The organism is Rhodanobacter caeni (genome assembly GCF_039523575.1).
In the GTDB taxonomy this organism is placed as follows: Bacteria; Pseudomonadota; Gammaproteobacteria; order Xanthomonadales; family Rhodanobacteraceae; genus Rhodanobacter; species Rhodanobacter caeni.
Window position 1 is genome coordinate 253,632 of record NZ_BAAAFO010000003.1, and the last position, 20,276, is coordinate 273,907.

Consider the following 20,276-nt stretch of genomic DNA (forward strand, 5'->3'; position numbering starts at 1 on the left):
CGCCAGCGCTTGCCGGCAGCTTTCGTGGGCGTCGAACCTGCGGCATGTGGGAGTCTCCAGCCGCGGTGCCGCCGGTTCGAACCGGACAGGATCATCGCGGCTGAAGCCGCTGCCACAGGGATTCCGGGGCGGCTAGAGCGCGGGCGCTTCGGTCACGGCCGCCGCCCTGATGTCGGCGCCGATGCGCCGCGCGCCGGCCATCACCAGCGGCAGCCACAGCAGGGTCATGGCGGCGGCGCAGATGAAGATGCCGCTGGCCCCCAGCCGGCCCAGCGCGATGCCGCCGAAGGTGCCGCCCACGAACGCGCCGATGAACTGGCTGGTGGAATAGGCGCCCATGGCCGCGCCGCGCAGGTGCGCCGGTGCCAGTCGCGAGACCAGGCTGGGCAGCGCGGCCTCGAGCAGGTTGAAGGCCGAGAAGAACACCGCGGCGGCCACGCCGAACGCGATCAGGTGGTTGCCCGACAGCGCGAAACCCAGCAACGCCAGCCCGATCGCCACCACGCAGACCATCACCACGCGCAGGCTCTGCGCGACCTCGCGCATGTGGCGCAGGCTGGCGCCCATCACCAGCGCGGCAACTACCATCACCGGCAGGTACAGCTCCCAATGGCGGTTCACCGGCAGGTTCAGGGTGTGCGCCAGCAACAGCGGCAAACCCACGAAGCTGGCGGTGAGCAGCGCATGCAGGAAGAACACCGAGCCGTTCAGCACCAGCATGCGCGTGTCGCGCAGCATCGCCAGCACGTGGCCGAAGCCGGCCGCGGCCGGCGCCCGCGCCCGTTCGGGCGTGGGCACGATCAGCCACAGCAGCGCCAGCGAGACCAGCGCCAGGATCGAGGTGGCGGCAAACAGGCCGGGCAGGCCGTCGATGGCCTCCAGCGGCGGGCCCAGGATCAGCGCCAGCAGGAACGCCAGCCCGATCGACACGCCGATGATGCCCATCACCTTGCCGCGGTTTTCCTCCACTGTGAGATCGGCCGCCAGCGCGATGCCGGCGCCGGCCACCGCGCCCATGCCCTGCACCGCACGACCGATCGCGATGCCGGTCAGCGTGTGCGACATCGCCGCGATCAGCCCGCCCAGCGCGAACAGCAGCAAGCCCAGGGTGATCGCCGGCTTGCGCCCGATCCGGTCGGACAGCAGCCCCAGCGGAATCTGCAGCAGCACCTGCCCCAATCCGTAAACACCCAGCGCCAGCCCGATCATGAAACCGGTGGCGCCCGGCATCGTCTTCGCGTACAGCGAAAACACCGGCATGATCAGGAACAGGCCGAACAGGCGCAGGCTGATCACGCAGGCCAGGGTCAGGGCACTGCGCCGCTCCAGGCGGGAGAGTTTGCTCACCGGGGTATCGATTTCGGGAAAGGCATGGGCGGCATTATAGAGTCGCGACCCGCGCGGCGGTTTGTGGCGACATGTCGCGGCGGCGGCGCGGGTGCCGATCGCGACATGCCGGTCACCGCCGGGCCCTATAATCGACCCGATAACCCTGCTGAATTCCCCCATGACCTTGATGCCAGCCGACGCCAGCCGCCCCGCCGACTTCACCCAGGTGCGCGATCTTGCCGCCGTCGACATGCAGCACGTCGACGCGCTGATCCGCCATCGGCTCTCCTCCGACGTGGTGCTGATCAACCAGATCGCCGACCACATCATCGCCGGGGGCGGCAAGCGCCTGCGGCCGATGCTGCACACGCTGGCCGCCCGCGCCGCCGGCTATGCCGGCGAGCAGCACGTGAAGCTGGCGGCGGTGATTGAGTTCATCCACACCTCCACGCTGCTGCACGACGACGTGGTGGACGAATCGGACCTGCGCCGCGGCCGCAAGACGGCCAACGCGCTGTGGGGCAATGCGGCCAGCGTGCTGGTGGGCGACTTCCTCTACTCGCGCTCGTTCCAGCTGATGGTGGAACTGGACGACATGCGCATCATGCGCATCCTGGCCGACACCACCAACACCATCGCCGAGGGCGAAGTGCTGCAGCTGCTCAACATCGGCAACGCCGACGTCAGCGAGGCGGCGTACCTGGCGGTGATCGAGCGCAAGACCGCGGTGCTGTTTGCCGCCGCCACCGAGCTGGGCGGCATCCTGGGCGGCCTGCCGCAAGCCCAGGTGGATGCGCTGCGCCGCTACGGCATGGAGCTGGGCTACGCGTTCCAGATCGCCGACGACCTGCTCGACTACGTCTCCAGCCCCGAAGCGCTGGGCAAGAACATCGGCGACGACCTGGCCGAAGGCAAGCCCACGCTGCCGGTGATCTACGCGCTGGAAAAGGCCAGCCCGGACCAGACGCAGTCGCTGCGTCACGCGATCGAGCACGGCGGCCTGGATTCGCTGGACCGCATCATTGCCTCGATCCGCGATTCGGGCGCGCTGGAGCGCACCCGAGAGCGCGCGTTGTCGCACGCGCAGGCCGCGCGCGATGCACTGGCGGCGCTGCCCGCGTCCGATTATCGCGACGCCCTGGCGACGCTGGCCGACTATTCGGTGCAGCGTACGTATTGAATGGCTGGAACTGCAGGAGCGGCTTCAGCCGCGATGCTCTTTGCAAAAAGCCAAAGCAAGAGCATCGCGACTGAAGCCGCTCCTGCAAAGTCGCTCCCTAGCGCTTGCCCGCAAACGTCTCGTGCAGCCAGTCGTGCATCAGGCGGTAGCTGCGCTTGGCGATGGGTTCGTCATAGCGGCAACCGGGCGAGTTCTCGCCCACTTCGGTGAAGCAATGCACCGCGTTGCCGATCACCACGAATTGCCAGTCGGCCGGACTCTGGCGCATTTCATCCATGAAGGCGTCGGCGGCCGGCATGGTGCCCTTGTCGTCGGCGCCGTTCATCACCAGCACGCGCGCCTTGATGTTTTTCGCCAGCGCCGGGTTGTCGGTCTCCAGGCTGCCGTGGAACGACACCACCGCGCCCACGTCGGCACCGCTGCGCGCCAGATCCAGCACCGCGCCGCCGCCGAAGCAGAAGCCGATCGCTGCCAGATGGCTGGCATCGAGCGGCGCGCTGCCGGCCTGGGCTTTCAACTCGTCAAGCGCGTGCCCGATGCGCTTGCGCATCAACGCACGGTTGTCGTACAGCGGCTTGACCGCGGCCTTCGCCTCGTCGAAGGAGGCAGGACGAATCTTTTCGCCGTACATGTCGGTAAGCAGGATCACGTAGTCACGGCCGGCGATCGCCTCGGCCTTTTTCACCGCGCCATCGTTGACGCCGTACCAGTTGGGCACCATCAGCAGGCCCGGGCGTTTCGCACTGGTGGCGTCGTCGTAGATCAGCACGCTGTGGAACTTGGTACCGTCCAGGGTCCAGTCCACGGCACGATGGACCATCTTGGCGTTGGCGGAAAACGCCGCGCCGGCAAGCACGAGCAGGCAACACAATCGAACGATGCGCATGAGGTTGGCTCCGGTGGGTGGTTATTGCCCTGCCGCGTGTCCCGACAGCAGGCGTTTCAAGGGCGTGAGGCGATCGAGCAGACGGACGCCGGCGCCGCGTGCGGCCACCAGCGGCGACGATTGCCAGGCGTAGACCCGCGCCAGCGCGTCGAAACCCAGCGCGTCCAGCGTGTCGGCGCTGCGGCGGCGCCGGGCGTAGCGGCGCAGCACGTGCGCGGCGCCGATGTCCCGGCCGGCGGCGCGCGCGGCCACCAGCGTATCGCGCAATTCGGTCACGTCGCGCAAGCCCAGATTGACGCCCTGCCCGGCCAGCGGATGCACCGTATGCGCCGCATCGCCCAGCAGCACGAAACGTTCGGCCTGGTAGCGCTCGGCCAGTTGCAGCTTCAACGGAAACGAGGCGCGCGCCGTGGTACCGGTGACGCGGCCCAGCCGGAAGTCGCTGGCCACGCCCAGGGCATCGCAGAAGGCGGCATCGTCCATCGCCAGCACGCGTTGCGCCTGCTCCTCCGGCAGCGACCACACCAGCGAGCTGCGGCCATCGGCCAGCGGCAGCAAGGCCAGCGGACCGTCAGGCAGGAAACGTTGCCAAGCGGTGCTCTCGTGAGGACGCTCGGTATGCACGTGAGCCACCACCGCGCGCTGTGCGTAATCGCGGCCACGCGTGCCGATGCCCGCCAACTGGCGCAATGGTGATGAACTGCCGTCGGCTGCCACCAGCAACGCCGCCGACAGGGTTTCGCCGTCGTCCAATTGCAGCCGGACATGATCCTCGCGCGCTTCGAACCCCCGCACCGCCGACGGGCACAGGCGCCGCACGCCGCACATGGATGTGCCAGTGCTGCGAGCGCAGGATGCGCTGGAGCTGCCGCCCGCCGTCTCCAGCGCCTGCCACAGCGTCCACTGCACCAGGTTGTTCTCGACGATGAAGCCCAGCTCGCGCCGGCCTTCAGCCGCCGCGTCGAAATCGATCGCCGCGCCGCTGGCCGCGTCCCAGACATGCATGTGCGCGTAAGCGGATGCGCGCGCCTCGCGAATGGACGGCCAGACGTCCAGATCATCCAGCAGCGCGATCGACGATGGCGCCAGGCCGACCACGCGCAGATCCACCTCGTCCTGCGGCTGCCACCGCGTGGGTGCGCGCGCTTCCAGCAAGACCGTGTCGAAGCCTGCCCGCGCCAACGCCAGCGCCGCGGCAGCGCCGACCATGCCGCCGCCGACCACGGCCACGTCCGGCATCGCGCTGCGCCGGCGCGGCATGTCCCGCATCGGTCGATTCATGGCAGGCGCTCCAGCACCGCCTGCGGCGGCTCGCCACGAAAACCCATGCCGCGCCGCGCCAGCTTCCGTTGCAGCGGAGAGAGCCGATCGCAAGCCAGCAAGGCCAGCGAGCGCAGCGGGGCCAGCAGCGGTTGCGGCAGGCAGGCCAGCCGCACCAGCCCATGGCTCATCGCCATGGTGCCTTCGCGGTCCGGCGCGCGCCGCGCCGCGTAGCTCCGCAACAGGTCGGCGGCACCGGGATCGGCGGCAGCCGCGACCAGCTCGGACAGGGTCAGCGCGTCGCGCAGGCCGAGGTTGAAGCCCTGGGCGCCGATCGGGTGGATGGTCTGTGCCGCATTGCCGACCAGCACCGCGCGCGGCCCGATCACCTGCTGCGCGGCAATGCGGTGGATGGCGTAGGGATGGCGCCGGCCCGGCCGCGTCAGGCGGCCCAGCCGCCAGCCAAAACGCTGCTGCGCCAGCGCGATGAAGCTTTCGTCATCCATCGCCGCCACCGCCCCGACCTGCGCGGCAGGCACCGTGAGCACCAGCCCGCAGCGGCGCTCGGCCAGCGGCAGCAAGGCCACCGGGCCGTCATCGGCAAAGCGCTCGAAGGCGCGGCCGCCGTGGTCGCGTTCCGGCGTGACGGTGCTGACGAACAGGGTTTGTTCGTAATCGTGCCGCTCTACGTCGATGCCCAGTTGCCCGCGCACGAACGATTCGCTGCCATCGGCACCGACCAGCAACGCGGCATCGACCTGGCGCACGCCATCGGCGGTGGCGATACCGGCGCGCCAACCCGCGGCCAGCGGCTGCAGGGTCTGCAAGGTGGCGGGTGCCAGGCGCGTCAACCGCGTGCATTCGTCCAGCCGCCGCAGCAAGGCGGCGCCCAGTTCGCGCGCGGGCAAGGTCCAGCCGAGCGCGTCCACGCCATGCCGGGCCGCGTCGATGCGCGCGCTGCCGAACTCGCCCGCGCGGCTCACGTGGATATGCCGGATCGGCGTGGCGCGCCCGGCGGCATGGCGCCATACGCCGATGGCATCCAGGCCGTTGACGGTGGCGCGTGCCAGCGCCAGGTTGCGCTCGTCGTAGCTGGGCTGCTGGTCGGTGCGCGGCGCGGCGGTTTCCACCAGCGTGGCGGCGATGCCGGCCGCGTCCAGCGCGATGGCCAGGCTGGCGCCGACCAGACCGCCGCCCACGATCAGCACGCCGGAGTTCGAGGGGGAGAAAGGCAGCGATGCGTTCATCCGCCGATGATACCTGCGGCTTTCGTCACGGCCACATTGGGCTAAACTGGGCGTCTCTCATCGCCGCACATGGAGCCTCAGCATGCCCAAGACATCCACCCAGCGCCTGGGCATTTTCGTGGTTCTCGCCGTGGTGATGGCCGCCACCCGCATGCATCACTCGATCCTGCACCATTTCGACGCGCTGCCGGACGCTTCGTGGGGCATCTTCTTCCTGGCCGGCTTCTGGCTCCGCGGCGCGGGGCGCTGGGCCTTCCCGTTGCTGATGGCCGAAGCGGTGCTGATCGATTACCTGGTGATTTCTGGCCAGGGCCTGGATTTCTGGGGCCACTACTGCGTCTCGGCGGCGTACTGGTTCCTGCTGCCGGCCTATTTCAGCCTGTGGATGGGCGGCAGCCTGCTGGCGCGCCATCAGGTGGGCCTGCGCCTGCAGACGCTGGGCATGGCCGCCGTGGCCTTTCTGGCGAGCTGGGCCGTCTGCTATGCGTTGTCCAACGGCAGCTACTACTGGCTGAGCGACACGGTGCCGCTGCCCCGCAGCATGGGCGCATGGTCGGCCAACATGGTCGACTGGTACCTGCCGTTCCTGCAGACCACGGCCTTGTACGTGGGCATTGGCGCGGTGCTGCATGTGCTGGCGACGCAGGTGTCGCGCGCCCTGAACAGCGCCGGCCATTCGCAGCCGCCACGTTGATCGGCAATGGGCAACCGGCTGTCGCGCATCTACACCCGCACCGGCGATGACGGCAGCACCGGGCTGGGCGATGGCTCGCGCGTAGGCAAGGATTCGCCGCGCGTCACCGCCTACGGCACGGTGGACGAGCTCAACAGCACGATCGGCATGGTGCTGGCCGCCGACGGCGTGCCCGAGGCGGTACGCGAGATACTGACCCAGGTGCAGCACGACCTGTTCGACCTGGGCGGCGAGCTGTGCATTCCCGGCATGGCCACGGTGCAGGACAGCGATATCGCGCGGCTGGAATCCACCCTGGACGAGCTCAACGAGCCGCTGCCGCCACTTAAGGAATTCATCCTGCCCGGCGGCGGCATGGCGGCTGCCTGCGGCCACCTGGCGCGCACGGTCTGCCGCCGCGCCGAGCGCGAAGTGGTGGCCCTGGCGCGATCGGAAGACATCCGTGCGCAGCCGCAGCGTTACCTCAACCGGTTGTCCGACCTGCTGTTCGTGATCTGCCGCGTGCTGGCGCGCGCCAGCGGTCACGGCGAAGTGCTGTGGCAGCACGAACGCCGGCGCAAGCCCAAGCCCGCCACGGACTAACCCGCCGGATGATGCGGCTCTATACCCACGCCGATTGCCTGCAGCACACTGCCGGCCTCGACCACGCCGAACGCCCTGCCCGCCTGCGCGCCGTGCTGCAGGCGCTGGATCACGACCGCTTCGCGGCACTCGACCGCATCGAAGCGCCGTGCGCCAGCCGCGAGCAGTTGCTGCGCGTGCACAGCGCCGCCCACGTCGAGCGCATCCTCGCCCATGCCGGCGACAGCGAACTGCAGGCGCTGGATGAGGACACCTGGGTAGGCCCGGGCTCGGTCGAGGCGGCATTGCGTGCCGCCGGCGCGGTGGCCGCGGCGGTGGATGCGGTGATCGGCGGCCGGTGCGAAGCCGCGTTCTGCGCCGTGCGGCCACCGGGCCACCACGCCACCCGCGACGAGGCGATGGGTTTCTGCCTGTTCAACAACGTGGCCGTGGGCGCCGCCCAGGCGATCGCCGTGCACGGGCTGAAGCGGGTGGCGATCGCCGATTTCGACGTCCATCACGGCAACGGCAGCCAGGCCATCTTCGAGCGCGAGCCGCGCGTGCTGTTTTTGTCCAGCCATCAGTCGCCGCTGTATCCCGCCAGCGGCGCCGAGGACGAGCGCGGCGTGGGCAATATCGTCAACGGCACGCTGTCGCCCGGCGCCGGATCGCTGGAATTCCGCGAGCTGTGGACGCACCGGCTGCTGCCGCGGCTGCATGCGTTCAAGCCGCAACTGGTGCTGGTGTCGGCGGGTTTCGACGCGCACCGGAACGATCCGCTGGCCGACATCCGTCTGGGCCAGGAAGACTACGCCTGGATCACCGACCAGTTGCTCTCGTTGGCGCGGCGCCACGCCGGCGGGCGGCTGGTGTCCACGCTGGAAGGCGGCTATGACCTCGGCGCGCTGGCCGCCAGCGTCACCGCCCATGTCGGCGCGCTGATGGCGTAAGCGGAACCGCCCCGATGCGGCGGCCTGCCGCTCCACCGGTCATCACGCCGGCTTGAAATCCAGCGCCGTCGAGTTGATGCAATAACGCAGCCCGGTCGGCGGCGGACCATCCGGAAAGACATGGCCCAGATGCGAATCGCAGCGCGCGCACACGACCTCGGTGCGATGCATGCCGTGGCTGTCGTCGTCCAGCTCGGCCACTGCCGCCGGCGTGATCGGCCGGAAGTAGCTGGGCCAGCCGCAGCCGGACTGGAACTTGCTGTCCGAACCGAACAGCTCGGCCTGGCAGGCCGCGCAAACATAGGTGCCCGCGGCGTCATGCTGGTAGTACTTGCCGCTGAACGGCGCCTCCGTGGCCGAACAGCGACAGGTGGCATATTGCTCGGGGCTCAACTGTGCCCGCCATTCGGCATCGGACTTGATGATTTTCTGCTCGGTCATGCTGAATCCTCGCTCGGTTTCGAAAGGGCCCGCCTGCCGTACATGGGGTCTTTCTGCTAGCTTAACGAGCCTTCGAAGTCGGCAGAATCCCATTGTGACGCGCACGCTACCCCCACGACGCCTGCTGGCCGTTGCCGCCGCACTCGCCCTGATCGGCCAAGCGGCCAACGCGGAAACCGCGCCACCTGGCCGCGCCACCACCGGCAACGCCGATACGGCGTGCCCGCTGGGCACGTTCCATTGCGCTCCCAAGCCGCCCAGCTACGCGATGTGCCGGCCCAACGCGATGCTCGACTTCTACGACCCCACGCTGAGCCGCGACCCGACCCTGCGCGAAACCAGCCTCACCAGCGTGTGGGCGCAGCACGTGGACAGTTCGGACCAGTCGGTCTACCACCTTTCCGGCAACGTGAAGCTCGACCGCGCCGATCAGCAATTGCAGGCCGACACCCTCGATTACAACAACGTCAGCACCGACTACGACGCCCGCGGCAACGTGCGCTACCAGGAAGCCGGCCAGCTGCTGTCGGCCAGCCACATGCAGGGCAACACCGATGCCAGCCGCGGCATCGCCCACGACGTGCGCTACCAGATGCTGGATGCGCGCGGCAACGGCGTGGCCAAAAAGGGCCAGATGTTCGACGCCCAGCGCACCCGCTACACCCGCGCCACCTATTCCACCTGCGACGTGGGCCACCACGTGTGGGAGTTCCGCGCCAAGTCGATCGCCATCGACAAGACCACCGGCGTGGGCGTGGCGCGCAACGCCACCATGCGCATGGGCAAGGTGCCGTTCCTGTACCTGCCGTACTTCACCTTTCCGGTGAACGACGAGCGCAAGAGCGGCTTCCTGTATCCGGTGTTCGGCAAGAGCAGCCGCGGCGGTTTCGAGATCAGCACGCCGTACTACCTGAACCTGGCGCCCAACTACGACGCCACCCTGGACCCGCGCATGTACACCGCGCGCGGCCCGATGCTGGGCGGTGAATTCCGCTACCTGTTCCCGCGTACGCGGGGCCAGTTCAACGTGCAGTACGTGCCGCACGACCGCGGCGAGCGGGTTGGCCTGGACGACACCAGCAACACCGAGCGTTACCTGGTCAACTTCAGCAACGTCACCAGCCTGTGGGGCAGCTGGCGCCTGATCAGCTCGATCAACCGCGCCTCGGACAGCGGCTATTACTACGACTACGGCGAAGACCTGGCGACATCGGGCACCGTGGTGCGCACGCTCAGCTCCAGCGTGGCCATGCGCGGGTCCGGAAAATGGTGGAGTGCGGCCGTGGGCGCCACCGTCTACCAGAACGTGAACCCGTTCGTGACCGACGCGTCGCTGCAATACCGGCAACTTCCGTACGCCACCTTTTCGATGGATGTGCCGCTGGCGCCATGGCTGGAATTCGGCATGGCTTCGGAAGCCGTCGCGTTCCGCAAGCCGGGTTACATCGAGGGCCAGCGCGAGGATCTCTACCCCTACCTGGCCGCCTATTTCGGCACGCCCGCATGGTTCGTGCGACCGAGGCTGGCGTACCGGTACACCGCGTACCAGTTGAATGACGACTACCAGAAGTATGGCGCCAGGTTCACCGAACAATCGCCGACCCGGGCCCTGCCCATCGTCAGCATCGACAGTGGGCTGGTGTTCGATCGCAACACGTCGCTGTTCGGCACCAACTACACGCAGACGCTCGAGCCGCGGCTGTATTACCTGTACGTGCCCTACCGCAAGCAGGACAACCTGCCGCTGTTCGACACGCGGCTGATGTCGTTCGACTACTGGCAGCTGTTCTCGCCGAACCAGTTCTCGGGCGCCGACCGCCAGATGGATGCCAACAACCTCACCGCCGCGCTGACCAGCCGGCTGCTGGATGAGGACGGCGTGGAGCGGATGTCGGCAAGCCTGGGGCAGATCCATTATTTCTCGCCGCAGCGGGTGATCGGCAACGACTGGGTGCGTTCGGCCTACGTGGCCCAGCTCGGCCTGCAGCTGAGCGACCGCTGGCGCCTGAACAGCAGTTACCAATGGAGCCCCAACACGCGGATGACCGAAATGGGCTCGCTGGAACTGCAGCGCCGCGTGGGCGACGACGGCATCCTCAACGTCTCCTACCACTATCGCCGCAACCTCATGGAACAATACGGCGTCTCGGGGGTCTACCCGATCTCCGATCGCTGGCGGCTGGTCGGCGCGCTGGCGTGGTCGGTGCCCGATGGCCATTCGGTGGAAGCCATGGCCGGCGTGCAATACGACAGCTGCTGCGTGGCCTTGCGTCTGGTCGGACGCAACTACGTGAAGCAGAGCGGGTACGGCATCGTGTCGGCGAACGCCGATCGGCGCGACAACGCGATCATGTTCGAAATCGTTTTCAAGGGCCTGGGCTCGTCCGGCCACCAGATCGACGCGCTGTTGCAGCGTGATATTCTCGGCTATCAATAATCGCATTACGCGGGCTTTCATCGATGAAGCAACTCTTCGCCTCCCTGCTGCTCGCCCTGGCGTTCGCGCTCCCGGCCCACGCCCAATTGCTGGCGCCCGCGTCGGCGCCGGCCAGCCAGCCGCTGGATCGCATCGTGGCGGTGGTGGACGAGGACGTGATCCTGCAGAGCGAGCTGGACCAGGCCGTGGCCTCGGTGCAACAGCAGTACGCGGCCCATCCCGAACAGTTGCCGCCGCAGCAGGTGCTGCAGAAGCAGGTGCTGAATCGCCTGGTGCTGATGAAGCTGCAGATAGCAAAGGCACAGGAACAGGGCATCCGCATCTCCGATGCCGACATCGACCAGGCCGTTGCCGCCGTGGCGGCGCAGAACAAGCTCACGCCCGAACAGCTGCGCAACGAAGTGGAACGCAGCGGCGAGAGCTACGAGGCGTTCCGCAAGCAACTGGGCGACCAGCTGATGGTGCAGCGCCTGCAGCAAAGCGTGGTGCAGAGTTCGGTCACCATCACCGACAGCGAGATCAACAACCTGCTGAGCAGCCCCACCTACAGGGCCGGTGAAGTCCATCTGGCCCACATCCAGATCAGCATTCCCGGCGGCGCCGACGCGGCGGCCATCCAGGCCAGCGCGGAGAAGGCGCAGCAGGCGCTCGACGCCATCAAGGGCGGAATGGATTTCAATGCCGCGGCGATCCGCTACTCCGACGCCCCCGATGCGCTCGATGGCGGCGACCTGGGCTGGCGCAAGCTCGACGAAATTCCGCCGGCGTTCGCCGAAACCCTGGCTTCCATGAAGCCGGGCGACGTCAGCGCGGCGCTGCGTGGCCCCACCGGTTTCCACATCATCAAGCTGATCGGGCAGCGCGAGCCCAGCAAGCAGATCGTCACCGAGTTCCACGCGCGGCAGATCCTGATCAAGCCCAGCGAACTGGTGACCCCGGCGCAGGCCGAGCAGAAGGCGCGCGACCTGTACGAGCGCATCGTCGACAAGCACGAGGACTTCGCCAAGCTGGCGAAGGAGGACTCCGATGACGACACCACCGCCAACGCCGGCGGCGACATGGACTGGTTTCCGCAGCAGGCCTGGGGCGCAAGCATCGCCGCGCAGCTGGCCAACCTGAAGGACGGCGAAGTATCCAAGCCGTTCCAGACCCAGGCCGGCTGGCACATCCTGCAGCGCCTGGGCACCCGCCAGAGCGACCAGACCGTGGAGCTCGAGCGCAACGAGGCGCGCCAGGCCATCGGCAATCGCAAGGCCGAGCAGGCCTATGACGATTACCTGCGCGACCTGCGCGCCAATGCCTACGTGCAGATCGTCGCGCCCGAATTGCGCGACGCCGACACCGACGGCGCCTCCTCGTAACACCGGCGGCATGTCGATGCCCTTGCCACGGCTCGCCCTCACCGCGGGCGAACCCGCGGGCGTCGGCCCCGAACTGCTGATCCGCCTGGCGGCCACGCCGCTGGCCGCCACGCTGGTGGCGATCACCGATCGCGCCCTGCTGCAGCGCGCCGCCGCACGCTGCGGCGTGGCCATCGATTTGCTCGACGACGATGGCAGCGCGCCTCCCGATCGCGCGGCCGGCACCCTGCGCGTGCGCCACGTGGCGCTGGAAACGGAGGAACTCCCAGGCCAGCCCGACCCCCGCAACGCCGGCCACGTGCTGGCCACCCTCGCCGCCGCCGCCGATGGCTGCATGGCGGGCGATTACGCCGCCGTGGTCACCGCGCCGCTGCAGAAATCCTCGATCAATGAAGCGGGCATCGCCTTCAGCGGGCACACCGAGTTCTTTGCCGAACGGGCACACGCCGACGTGGTGATGATGCTTGCCAGCCCCGAACTGCGGGTGGCGCTGGCGACCACGCACCTGCCGTTGCGCGCCGTCCCGGACGCCATCACCGCTGCGTTGCTGACCCGGGTGTTGCGCATCGTGCACGCGGAGTTGCAGGCGAAGTTCGGCCTGCGGCAACCCCGCATCGCCGTGCTCGGCATCAACCCCCATGCGGGCGAAGGCGGACACATGGGGCGCGAGGAGATCGACACCGTGATACCGGTGCTCGGTCGGTTGCGCGCCGAGGGCATGCACTTGCTGGGGCCGCTGCCGGCCGACACCGCCTTCGTGCCGGCGATGCGCCCGCGTTACGACGCGGTGCTGGCGATGTACCACGACCAGGCGCTGCCGGTGCTGAAGAGCGAGGCGTTCGACCGCACCGTCAACCTCACGCTCGGCCTGCCGTTCATCCGCACCTCGGTCGACCATGGCACTGCGCTGGACCTGGCCGGCAGCGGCCGCGCCGATCCGTCCAGCCTGATCGCCGCGGCAAACCTCGCATTGGACCTCGTGGCGCGCCGCGCCACTCATCCATCCTCTCCCCCAAGGGGAGAGGAGCGAGGTGAGGGGCCAATCCTGCGGGAAACGCCCCCATGAACGCGCGCCCCAAGAAAAGCTTCGGCCAACACTTCCTGCACGACGGCCGCTACATCGACCGCATCGTCACCGCCATGGCGCCGCGCGCCACCGACTTCGTGCTGGAAATCGGCCCCGGCGAAGGCGCGCTGACGCTGCCGCTGCTGGCAGCGGCCGGCAAGCTTACCGCCATCGAACTGGACACCGACCTGATCCCGGCGCTGCAGGCGCGCGCGGCCAGCGTGGGTGCGTTGCAGGTCATCCACGCCGACGTGCTGAAGGTCGACTTCACCGCGCTGGCGCAGCGCCATGGCGTCGAGCGGCTGCGCATCGCCGGCAACCTGCCGTACTACATCTCCAGCCCGATCCTGTTCCATTGCGTCGAGCATTCCCGTGCGATCGCGGACATGCACTTCATGCTGCAGAAGGAGGTCGTCGACCGGATGGCCGCCGAACCCGGCAGCAAGGTCTACGGTCGATTGTCGGTCATGCTGCAACTGGCCTGCCGCGTGGAACCGCTGTTCACGGTGCCGCCCGAAGCCTTCCGGCCGCCACCCAAGGTGGAATCGGCCGTGGTGCGGCTGGTGCCGCTGGCGCCCGAGGAGCGCCACGATGCCGATCCGGACGGTGTCCACGCCGTGGTCAAGGCGGCTTTCGCGCAACGGCGCAAGACCCTCAACAATGCGCTCAGGCAACTGATGGATGCCGACGCGATCCGCCGCGCGGGCGTCGACCCCGGCGCCCGCGCCGAGACGCTGGCACCCGCGGATTTCGTGCGCCTGGCGAAAGTCCACGGTGGCCAATGACCGTCCCGGCCGCGATGTGCACGATGGCTCGACATGGCCTGCCCCATGCACGGCGACAAGCCCTACAATCCGGACATGACTGAGAAATCTTCCTACACGATCGATGTGCAGGTCGAAACACGTTTCGTCCCCGATCAATCCAGGCCCGGCGACAACCGTTACGTTTTCGCCTATACCGTCAAGCTGCGCAACGCCGGCAGCGTGCCCGCGCGATTGCTCACGCGGCACTGGATGATCACCGATGCCAACGGCAAGGTCGACGAAGTGCGCGGTGACGGCGTGGTCGGCGAGCAACCGTGGATGCGCCCCGGCGACGCGTTCGAGTACACCTCCGGCGCGGTGCTGGAGACCTCGGTGGGCACGATGGGCGGCAGCTACCAGATGCTGGCCGACGACGGCACCGAGTTCGACGCGCCCATCCCCACCTTCACCCTGTCGATTCCGCGCACCCTGCATTGATGGACGCGTCCTGACATGGCCACCTACGCCATCGGCGACGTGCAGGGGTGCTACCCCGAGTTGCAACGGCTGCTGGAAAAGCTGCGCTTCGATACCGCGCGGGACGAACTGTGGTTCTGCGGCGACCTGGTCAATCGCGGCGGCCAGTCGCTGGAGACGCTGCGACTGATCCACAGCCTGCGCGAATCCAGTGTGGTCACCCTGGGCAACCACGACCTGAGCCTGCTGGCGATCGCCCAGCGCAAGCCCGACGCGCAGGCGCGCGTGAATCCCGAATTGCGTGAAGTCCTGTTCGCGCACGACGCGCCGGTGCTGTTCGAATGGATGCGCTCGCAGAAACTGCTGCACCACGACGAGAAGCTCAACTGGACCATGATCCACGCCGGCCTGGCGCCGGTGTGGACCTTGCGCCAGGCACAACGCGCGGCGCAGGAGGTTGAACGCGAGCTCTCCAGCCCGCGCCACCCGCGCCTGCTGCGCAACCTGTTCGGCAATAGGCCCGCCGTCTGGTCGAACCGCCTGCAAGGCATGGATCGCCATCGCGCCACCATCAACACGTTGACGCGCATGCGCTATTGCGACGTCAACGGCCGCATCGATTTCGATGCCAAGGGCGTGCCTGGCACACAGAAGCCCGGGCTCTACCCCTGGTTCGAGGTGCCCGGCATGCGCCGGCGCGATACGCGCATCGTCTGCGGTCACTGGTCGGCGCTGGAGCGTTTCGCCGGCTTCGGCGTGCATGCCATCGATACCGGCTGCGTCTGGGGCGGCAAGCTCACCGCGCTGCGGCTGGATGCCGAGGAGATCCAGTACATCACGGTCGACGCGGAGCCGCACCGCGTCCGTCCGCCCGGCGGCGGCGACTGAGCCGGCCGATCGCGGGTATCGCCGTCGGGCCATCCACGGCGCACAGCCGATGCAATCCGATGGACCATGCCATGTGCTAGCTTTGCTGCTCCGCAGCATGAGTGGATGCCATGGAACATCACGCCAAGGTCGACCGGCAATTCGGTTCGCGCGCCCAGGCCTACCTGGAAAGCGCGGTACACGCCCGCGGGGCGGATCTGCAGCACCTGGCCGCACTCGCAGCGGTACTGCCGCGCGGTGCGCGCGTGCTCGACATGGGCTGCGGCGCCGGCCACGCCAGTTTCGCCGTGGCGCCCCATGCAGGCGAGGTGGTGGCCTATGACCTCGCGCGCGACATGCTTGCGGTGGTGCGCGATGCCGCCGCGCAGCGGGGGTTGTCCTCGGTGCGCACCGAGCAGGGGCCGGCAGAGCGATTGCCGTTCGAGGCCGGCGCGTTCGACCTGGTGATCAGCCGATACAGCGCCCACCACTGGAGCGATCCGGCCGCCGCGCTGCGCGAGGCGGCCAGGGTGATCAAGCCCTCGGGATGCCTGTGCTTCATCGACGTGGTGGGGCCGCAGGGGCCGCATGCCGCGCTGCTGGATACGCACCTGCAGGCACTGGAACTGCTGCGCGACACCTCGCATGTGCGCGACTACAGCCCGGCCGAATGGCGGACGATGCTGCAACGGGCGGGTTTCGAGGTGACGGCCGAGCAGGCCTGGCCGCTGGAGATCGACTTCGCCAGCTGGGTCGCGCGCATGCGCACGCCGCCCGTGCTGGAGGCGGCCATCCGCCATCTGCTGGCCGATGCGCCGGCCGAGGTGCAGCGCTACTACAACATTCGCGCGACGCTCGATTTCACGCTGGAATCGGCCATGTTCACCGCGCGCCCGCGCTAGGGGGATGAAAAAAGGCGGCCATGCCGACCGCCTTCCCATCGTTCAATCAAACCGCATGGTCACGACAGCTGGCCATGGCAGTGCTTGTACTTCTTGCCCGAGCCGCAGGGGCACTGGTCATTGCGGCCCACCTTCTCGCCCGTGACCGGCCGCATGCCCGCACCGCTGGCAGGCAGCGCGGACTCGCCCGGCGCGCCGCCGCCGCTGGCCAGCATCTGCTTCTGCATGCGCTCGGCGAGGCGTTGCTGCTCGGCCTCCATTGCCGCCACTTCCTCCTCGCTGCGGATGCGGATGCGCGCCAGCATCTGCACCACTTCGGTCTTGATCCGGTTGAGCATTTCGGAGAAGAGCTTGAACGCCTCGCTCTTGAACGCCTGCTTCGGGTCCTGCTGCGCGTAGCCGACCAGATAGATGCCCTGGCGCAGGTAATCCATGTTGGCCAGGTGATCTTTCCAGGCGTTGTCGACCACGGTCAGCATGATGTGCTTTTCGAGCTGGCGCATGGTTTCGGCGCCGATCTGCGCTTCCTTGGCCTGGAACAGCACATCGAGCGCCTCGCGCACGTGCGCCAGGATCGCGTCGGCATCCACCTCATGCTGCTGTTCCAGCCATTCGACCAGACCCAGCGAGAGACCGAACTGGCTTTCGAGCTCGCGGTTGAGGGCGGGAATGTCCCATTGCTCGTCGATGCTGTCCGCCGGCACGTGGGCACGCACGATGCTGGTCACCACGTCCTCGCGGATATCGGCCACGGTCGCGGCCACTTCCTCGCCCTCGAGCAGCTCGTCGCGCTGGCGGTAGATCACCTTGCGCTGGTCGTTGGCGACGTCGTCGAACTCCAGCAGGTGCTTGCGGATGTCGAAGTTGTGCTGCTCGACCTTGCGCTGCGCCTTCTCGATCTGCCGGCTGATCATGCGATCTTCCAGCGCGTCGTCGTCCTTCATGCCGAAGCGCTTCATCCAGCGCACCAGGCCTTCGCCGCCGAAGATGCGCAGCAGGTTGTCTTCCAGCGACAGGTAGAAGCGCGAGGAGCCCGGGTCGCCCTGGCGGCCGGAGCGGCCGCGCAGCTGGTTGTCGATGCGCCGCGACTCGTGCCGCTCGGTGCCGATGATGTGCAGGCCGCCGGCGGCGAGCACCTGGTCATGCAGCTTTTTCCAGTCGGCCTTGACGCGGGCGCGATCGACCTCACTGGCGCCTTCGGGCAGCGCGGCCAGCGCCACTTCCAGGCTGCCGCCCAGCACGATGTCGGTACCGCGGCCGGCCATGTTGGTGGCGATGGTGACCTGCCCCGGCGCGCCCGCCTGGGCCACGATCTGCGCTTCGCGCTCATGCTGCTTGGCGTTCAGTACCTCGTGCGCCACGCCGGCCTTTTTCAGCAGGCCGGAGAGCAGCTCGGACACCTCGATCGAGGTGGTACCGACCAGCACCGGCTGGCCGCGCTGGTGACAGGCCTTGATGTCCTCGATCACCGAGTTGTACTTCGGCGTCTGCGACAGGAAGATCATGTCCGGGTTGTCCTTGCGGATCATCGGCTTGTGGGTGGGGATCACCACCACCTCCAGGCCGTAGATGCTCTGGAACTCGAACGCCTCGGTGTCGGCGGTGCCGGTCATGCCGGCCAGCTTCTTGTACATGCGGAACAGATTCTGGAACGTCACCGTCGCCAGAGTCTGGTTTTCGCGCTGGATCGGCACGCCTTCCTTTGCCTCGACCGCCTGGTGCAGGCCGTCGGACCAGCGCCGGCCGGTCAGGGTGCGGCCGGTGAACTCGTCGACGATCACCACCTCGCCATCACGCACGATGTAGTCGACGTCGCGCTGGTAGATGCCGTTGGCGCGCAGCGCGGCGTTAAGGTGATGCACCACCGCCAGGTTCTTGGAGTCGTACAGGCCGCTGTCCGCGTCGATCACGCCGGCGGCGCGCAGCAGTTCGTCGGCGTGCTGCATGCCCTCCTCGGACAAGTGCACCTGCTTCTGTTTCTCATCGACCCAGTAATCGCCGCTGCCGTTTTCCTCGGTCTGGCGAATCATGTGCGGCACGATCTTGTTCAGCGCGATGTACAGCGCCGGGGAGTCCTCGGCCGGGCCGGAGATGATCAGCGGCGTACGCGCCTCGTCGATCAGGATCGAGTCGACCTCGTCGACGATGGCGTAGTTCAGGCCACGCTGGTAGCGCTGCTCCTTGCTGAGCGCCATGTTGTCGCGCAGGTAGTCGAAACCGAACTCGTTGTTGGTGCCGTAGGTGATGTCGGCGGCATAGGCCGCACTCTTGTCGGCGTGGTCCATGCCCGGATACACCACGCCCACGGTCAGCCCCAGGAAGCCATACAGCTGGCCCATCTGGGCCGAGTCGCGCCGGGCCAGGTAATCGTTGACGGTGACCACGTGCACGCCCTTGCCCTCGAGCGCATTCAGGTACACCGGCAGCGTGCCGACCAGGGTCTTGCCTTCGCCCGTGCGCATTTCGGCGATCTTGCCCTGGTGCAACACCATGCCGCCGATCATCTGCACGTCGTAGTGGCGCATGCCCAGCACGCGCTTGGCCGCCTCGCGCACCACGGCGAACGCCTCGGGCAGCAGCTTGTCCAGCGATTCGCCCCCGGCCACGCGCTGCCTGAATTCCTCGGTCTTGCCGCGCAGTGCGTCATCGCTGAGCTTCTCGAACTCGGGCTCCAGCGCATTGATGCGGGCGACGGATCGGGAAAGCTGACGCAGCACGCGCTCGTTGCGGCTACCAAACAGGCTCGTCAAGGCACGATTGAACATCGATCTTCCGGGTAGATAAACGGGATGCCCGCCAACCGGCGCGGGCCAATCGGGCATATTACTACAGGCCCCACAGGCAGGCCCCACAGGGGATTCGGAATGGCGGTCGCCGCGCCGGTATTCAAGGGCAACGCGCGCCCATGGCGGCCGCCGACGGCCGCACCGGGGGCAGAGATTTCAGCGATGGCTGCGCACGTAGGTGAGCGGATTGACCACCCGGCCCCCGTGCCACACCTCGAAATGCAGGTGCGAACCGGTCGAACGCCCGGTGGAGCCGGCGTCGGAGATCACCTGACCCACACGCACGCGCTGGCCCGGATGCGCCAGCAAGCTGCTGTTGTGGGCGTAGCGCGTCATGTAGCCGTTGCCATGGTCGATCTCGACCACCTTGCCGTAGCCGCGGCGAACACCCGCGAACGTCACCATCCCCGCCGCCACGGCATGCACCGGCGTGCCCTTGGGCACCGCGATGTCGATGCCGGTGTGGCGCGCCATGTGGCCGTCGAACGGGTCCGGGCGCCCACCGAAATACGACGAGATATAGCCCTGCACCGGCATGCCGGTGGGTTTCAGGCTGGATTCGATGCGCGCGTCCAGCAACAGGCTTTGCAGCGCGGACAATTGCGCCTGCTGGCTGTCGAACTGCCCGGCGAGCTGGTCGATGCTCGCTTCCAGCGCCGGCGGCAGCGCGTAACCCGTGTCGCCGGCCTCCTCGACGCCGCCCACCGGAGGCGGCTGGTCGAAACTGAACTCGGCGTCGTCGAGCTTGCCGACCTGGGCCAGCCGCACGCCCAGCGCATTGAGACGGGTCGACTGGGCCTGCAACTGGCCCAGCTTCAGCGCCAGCGCGTCCAGGCCACGCTCGGCGTCCTGGCGGACACCCTGCAATTGCGCATCCTGTTGCCGGATCTGCTGCTGCAGGTCGTGGATGCGGGCCAACGTGCGCTCTTGCGGGCTGGCGATGGTCAACGCCAGCGCCGCCCCCACGCCGATGCAGCCGAGCAGCACGAATCCGGCGGCCACGTACAGCTTCCAGCGCAGCCAGCGCCGCGACAGATCGAGCGTGCGCGGCAACTTTCGGTGACGTGAGACGAGTATGATTTGCAT

18 protein-coding genes are annotated in these 20,276 nt (G+C 68.0%); 11 read left to right on the top strand and 7 right to left on the bottom strand.

Going from position 1 to position 20,276, the window contains the following annotated elements; all coding sequences use genetic code 11:
• Window positions 1-132 precede the first annotated feature (132 nt).
• Window positions 133-1,347 carry an MFS transporter gene (locus tag ABD017_RS09715; RefSeq protein ID WP_343882560.1) on the bottom strand — a complete coding sequence of 405 codons (1,215 nt, stop codon included), beginning with the start codon at window positions 1,345-1,347 and terminating at the stop codon, window positions 133-135.
• Between the two features lie 160 nt (window positions 1,348-1,507).
• On the opposite strand from ABD017_RS09715, the gene ABD017_RS09720 reads away from it, so the two are divergent.
• A complete protein-coding gene (locus tag ABD017_RS09720) occupies window positions 1,508-2,509 on the top strand; it encodes a polyprenyl synthetase family protein (protein WP_343882561.1) in 1,002 nt (333 codons plus the stop codon).
• A 97-nt stretch (window positions 2,510-2,606) separates the two neighbouring features.
• Here the strand turns inward: ABD017_RS09720 and ABD017_RS09725 are convergent, their stop codons facing one another.
• Genes ABD017_RS09725 through ubiH form a run of 3 tightly spaced genes read right to left on the bottom strand, consistent with a single transcriptional unit; the run spans window position 2,607 to window position 5,902 of the window.
• Window positions 2,607-3,395, bottom strand: a complete 789-nt coding sequence (locus ABD017_RS09725; protein ID WP_343882562.1) for a dienelactone hydrolase family protein — start codon at window positions 3,393-3,395, stop codon at window positions 2,607-2,609.
• Between the two features lie 21 nt (window positions 3,396-3,416).
• Window positions 3,417-4,676: a UbiH/UbiF/VisC/COQ6 family ubiquinone biosynthesis hydroxylase gene (locus ABD017_RS09730; RefSeq protein ID WP_343882563.1), complete on the bottom strand. Its 1,260-nt coding sequence runs from the start codon at window positions 4,674-4,676 to the stop codon at window positions 3,417-3,419.
• Window positions 4,673-5,902 carry a 2-octaprenyl-6-methoxyphenyl hydroxylase gene (gene ubiH / locus ABD017_RS09735; protein WP_343882564.1) on the bottom strand — a complete coding sequence of 410 codons (1,230 nt, stop codon included), beginning with the start codon at window positions 5,900-5,902 and terminating at the stop codon, window positions 4,673-4,675. Before ubiH ends, ABD017_RS09730 begins: the two co-directional genes overlap by 4 nt.
• An 82-nt stretch (window positions 5,903-5,984) precedes the next feature.
• Between ubiH and ABD017_RS09740 the strand changes: the two genes are divergently transcribed.
• The 3 genes from ABD017_RS09740 to ABD017_RS09750 are packed head-to-tail and all read left to right on the top strand — an operon-like array spanning window position 5,985 to window position 8,107.
• On the top strand, window positions 5,985-6,596 hold the full coding sequence (locus ABD017_RS09740) for a hypothetical protein (RefSeq protein WP_343882565.1): 612 nt from the start codon (window positions 5,985-5,987) through the stop codon (window positions 6,594-6,596).
• Between the two features lie 6 nt (window positions 6,597-6,602).
• A complete protein-coding gene (locus tag ABD017_RS09745) occupies window positions 6,603-7,178 on the top strand; it encodes a cob(I)yrinic acid a,c-diamide adenosyltransferase (protein WP_343882566.1) in 576 nt (191 codons plus the stop codon).
• 8 nt (window positions 7,179-7,186) lie between these two features.
• Window positions 7,187-8,107: a histone deacetylase family protein gene (locus ABD017_RS09750; RefSeq protein WP_343882567.1), complete on the top strand. Its 921-nt coding sequence runs from the start codon at window positions 7,187-7,189 to the stop codon at window positions 8,105-8,107.
• Between the two features lie 42 nt (window positions 8,108-8,149).
• Here ABD017_RS09750 and msrB read toward each other — a convergent pair whose 3' ends face one another.
• On the bottom strand, window positions 8,150-8,548 hold the full coding sequence (msrB, locus tag ABD017_RS09755) for a peptide-methionine (R)-S-oxide reductase MsrB (RefSeq protein ID WP_343882568.1): 399 nt from the start codon (window positions 8,546-8,548) through the stop codon (window positions 8,150-8,152).
• A 94-nt stretch (window positions 8,549-8,642) separates the two neighbouring features.
• On the opposite strand from msrB, the gene ABD017_RS09760 reads away from it, so the two are divergent.
• From ABD017_RS09760 to ABD017_RS09790, 7 genes are all read left to right on the top strand, one after another.
• Entirely contained in the window at window positions 8,643-10,985 is a 2,343-nt protein-coding gene (locus tag ABD017_RS09760) for an LPS-assembly protein LptD (RefSeq protein WP_343882569.1), read from the top strand.
• Between the two features lie 23 nt (window positions 10,986-11,008).
• Window positions 11,009-12,346 (top strand): peptidylprolyl isomerase, encoded by a 1,338-nt coding sequence (locus ABD017_RS09765; RefSeq protein ID WP_343882570.1) that lies wholly within the window; start codon window positions 11,009-11,011, stop codon window positions 12,344-12,346.
• A 16-nt stretch (window positions 12,347-12,362) separates the two neighbouring features.
• Complete coding sequence (gene pdxA / locus ABD017_RS09770) at window positions 12,363-13,412, top strand: 4-hydroxythreonine-4-phosphate dehydrogenase PdxA (RefSeq protein WP_343883081.1); 1,050 nt, start codon at window positions 12,363-12,365, stop codon at window positions 13,410-13,412.
• Window positions 13,409-14,197 (top strand): 16S rRNA (adenine(1518)-N(6)/adenine(1519)-N(6))-dimethyltransferase RsmA, encoded by a 789-nt coding sequence (gene rsmA / locus ABD017_RS09775; protein ID WP_343882571.1) that lies wholly within the window; start codon window positions 13,409-13,411, stop codon window positions 14,195-14,197. Before pdxA ends, rsmA begins: the two co-directional genes overlap by 4 nt.
• A gap of 75 nt (window positions 14,198-14,272) precedes the next feature.
• On the top strand, window positions 14,273-14,656 hold the full coding sequence (apaG, locus tag ABD017_RS09780) for a Co2+/Mg2+ efflux protein ApaG (RefSeq protein ID WP_343882572.1): 384 nt from the start codon (window positions 14,273-14,275) through the stop codon (window positions 14,654-14,656).
• Window positions 14,657-14,671: 15 nt separating this feature from the next.
• Window positions 14,672-15,523 (top strand): symmetrical bis(5'-nucleosyl)-tetraphosphatase, encoded by an 852-nt coding sequence (locus ABD017_RS09785; protein ID WP_343882573.1) that lies wholly within the window; start codon window positions 14,672-14,674, stop codon window positions 15,521-15,523.
• A gap of 110 nt (window positions 15,524-15,633) precedes the next feature.
• Window positions 15,634-16,404: a class I SAM-dependent methyltransferase gene (locus tag ABD017_RS09790; RefSeq protein WP_343882574.1), complete on the top strand. Its 771-nt coding sequence runs from the start codon at window positions 15,634-15,636 to the stop codon at window positions 16,402-16,404.
• A 59-nt stretch (window positions 16,405-16,463) separates the two neighbouring features.
• On the opposite strand, the gene secA is transcribed toward ABD017_RS09790, so the two are convergent.
• Both secA and ABD017_RS09800 read right to left on the bottom strand, forming a co-directional pair.
• On the bottom strand, window positions 16,464-19,169 hold the full coding sequence (gene secA / locus ABD017_RS09795) for a preprotein translocase subunit SecA (protein ID WP_343882575.1): 2,706 nt from the start codon (window positions 19,167-19,169) through the stop codon (window positions 16,464-16,466).
• Between the two features lie 177 nt (window positions 19,170-19,346).
• Window positions 19,347-20,276 (bottom strand): M23 family metallopeptidase, encoded by a 930-nt coding sequence (locus ABD017_RS09800; RefSeq protein ID WP_343882576.1) that lies wholly within the window; start codon window positions 20,274-20,276, stop codon window positions 19,347-19,349.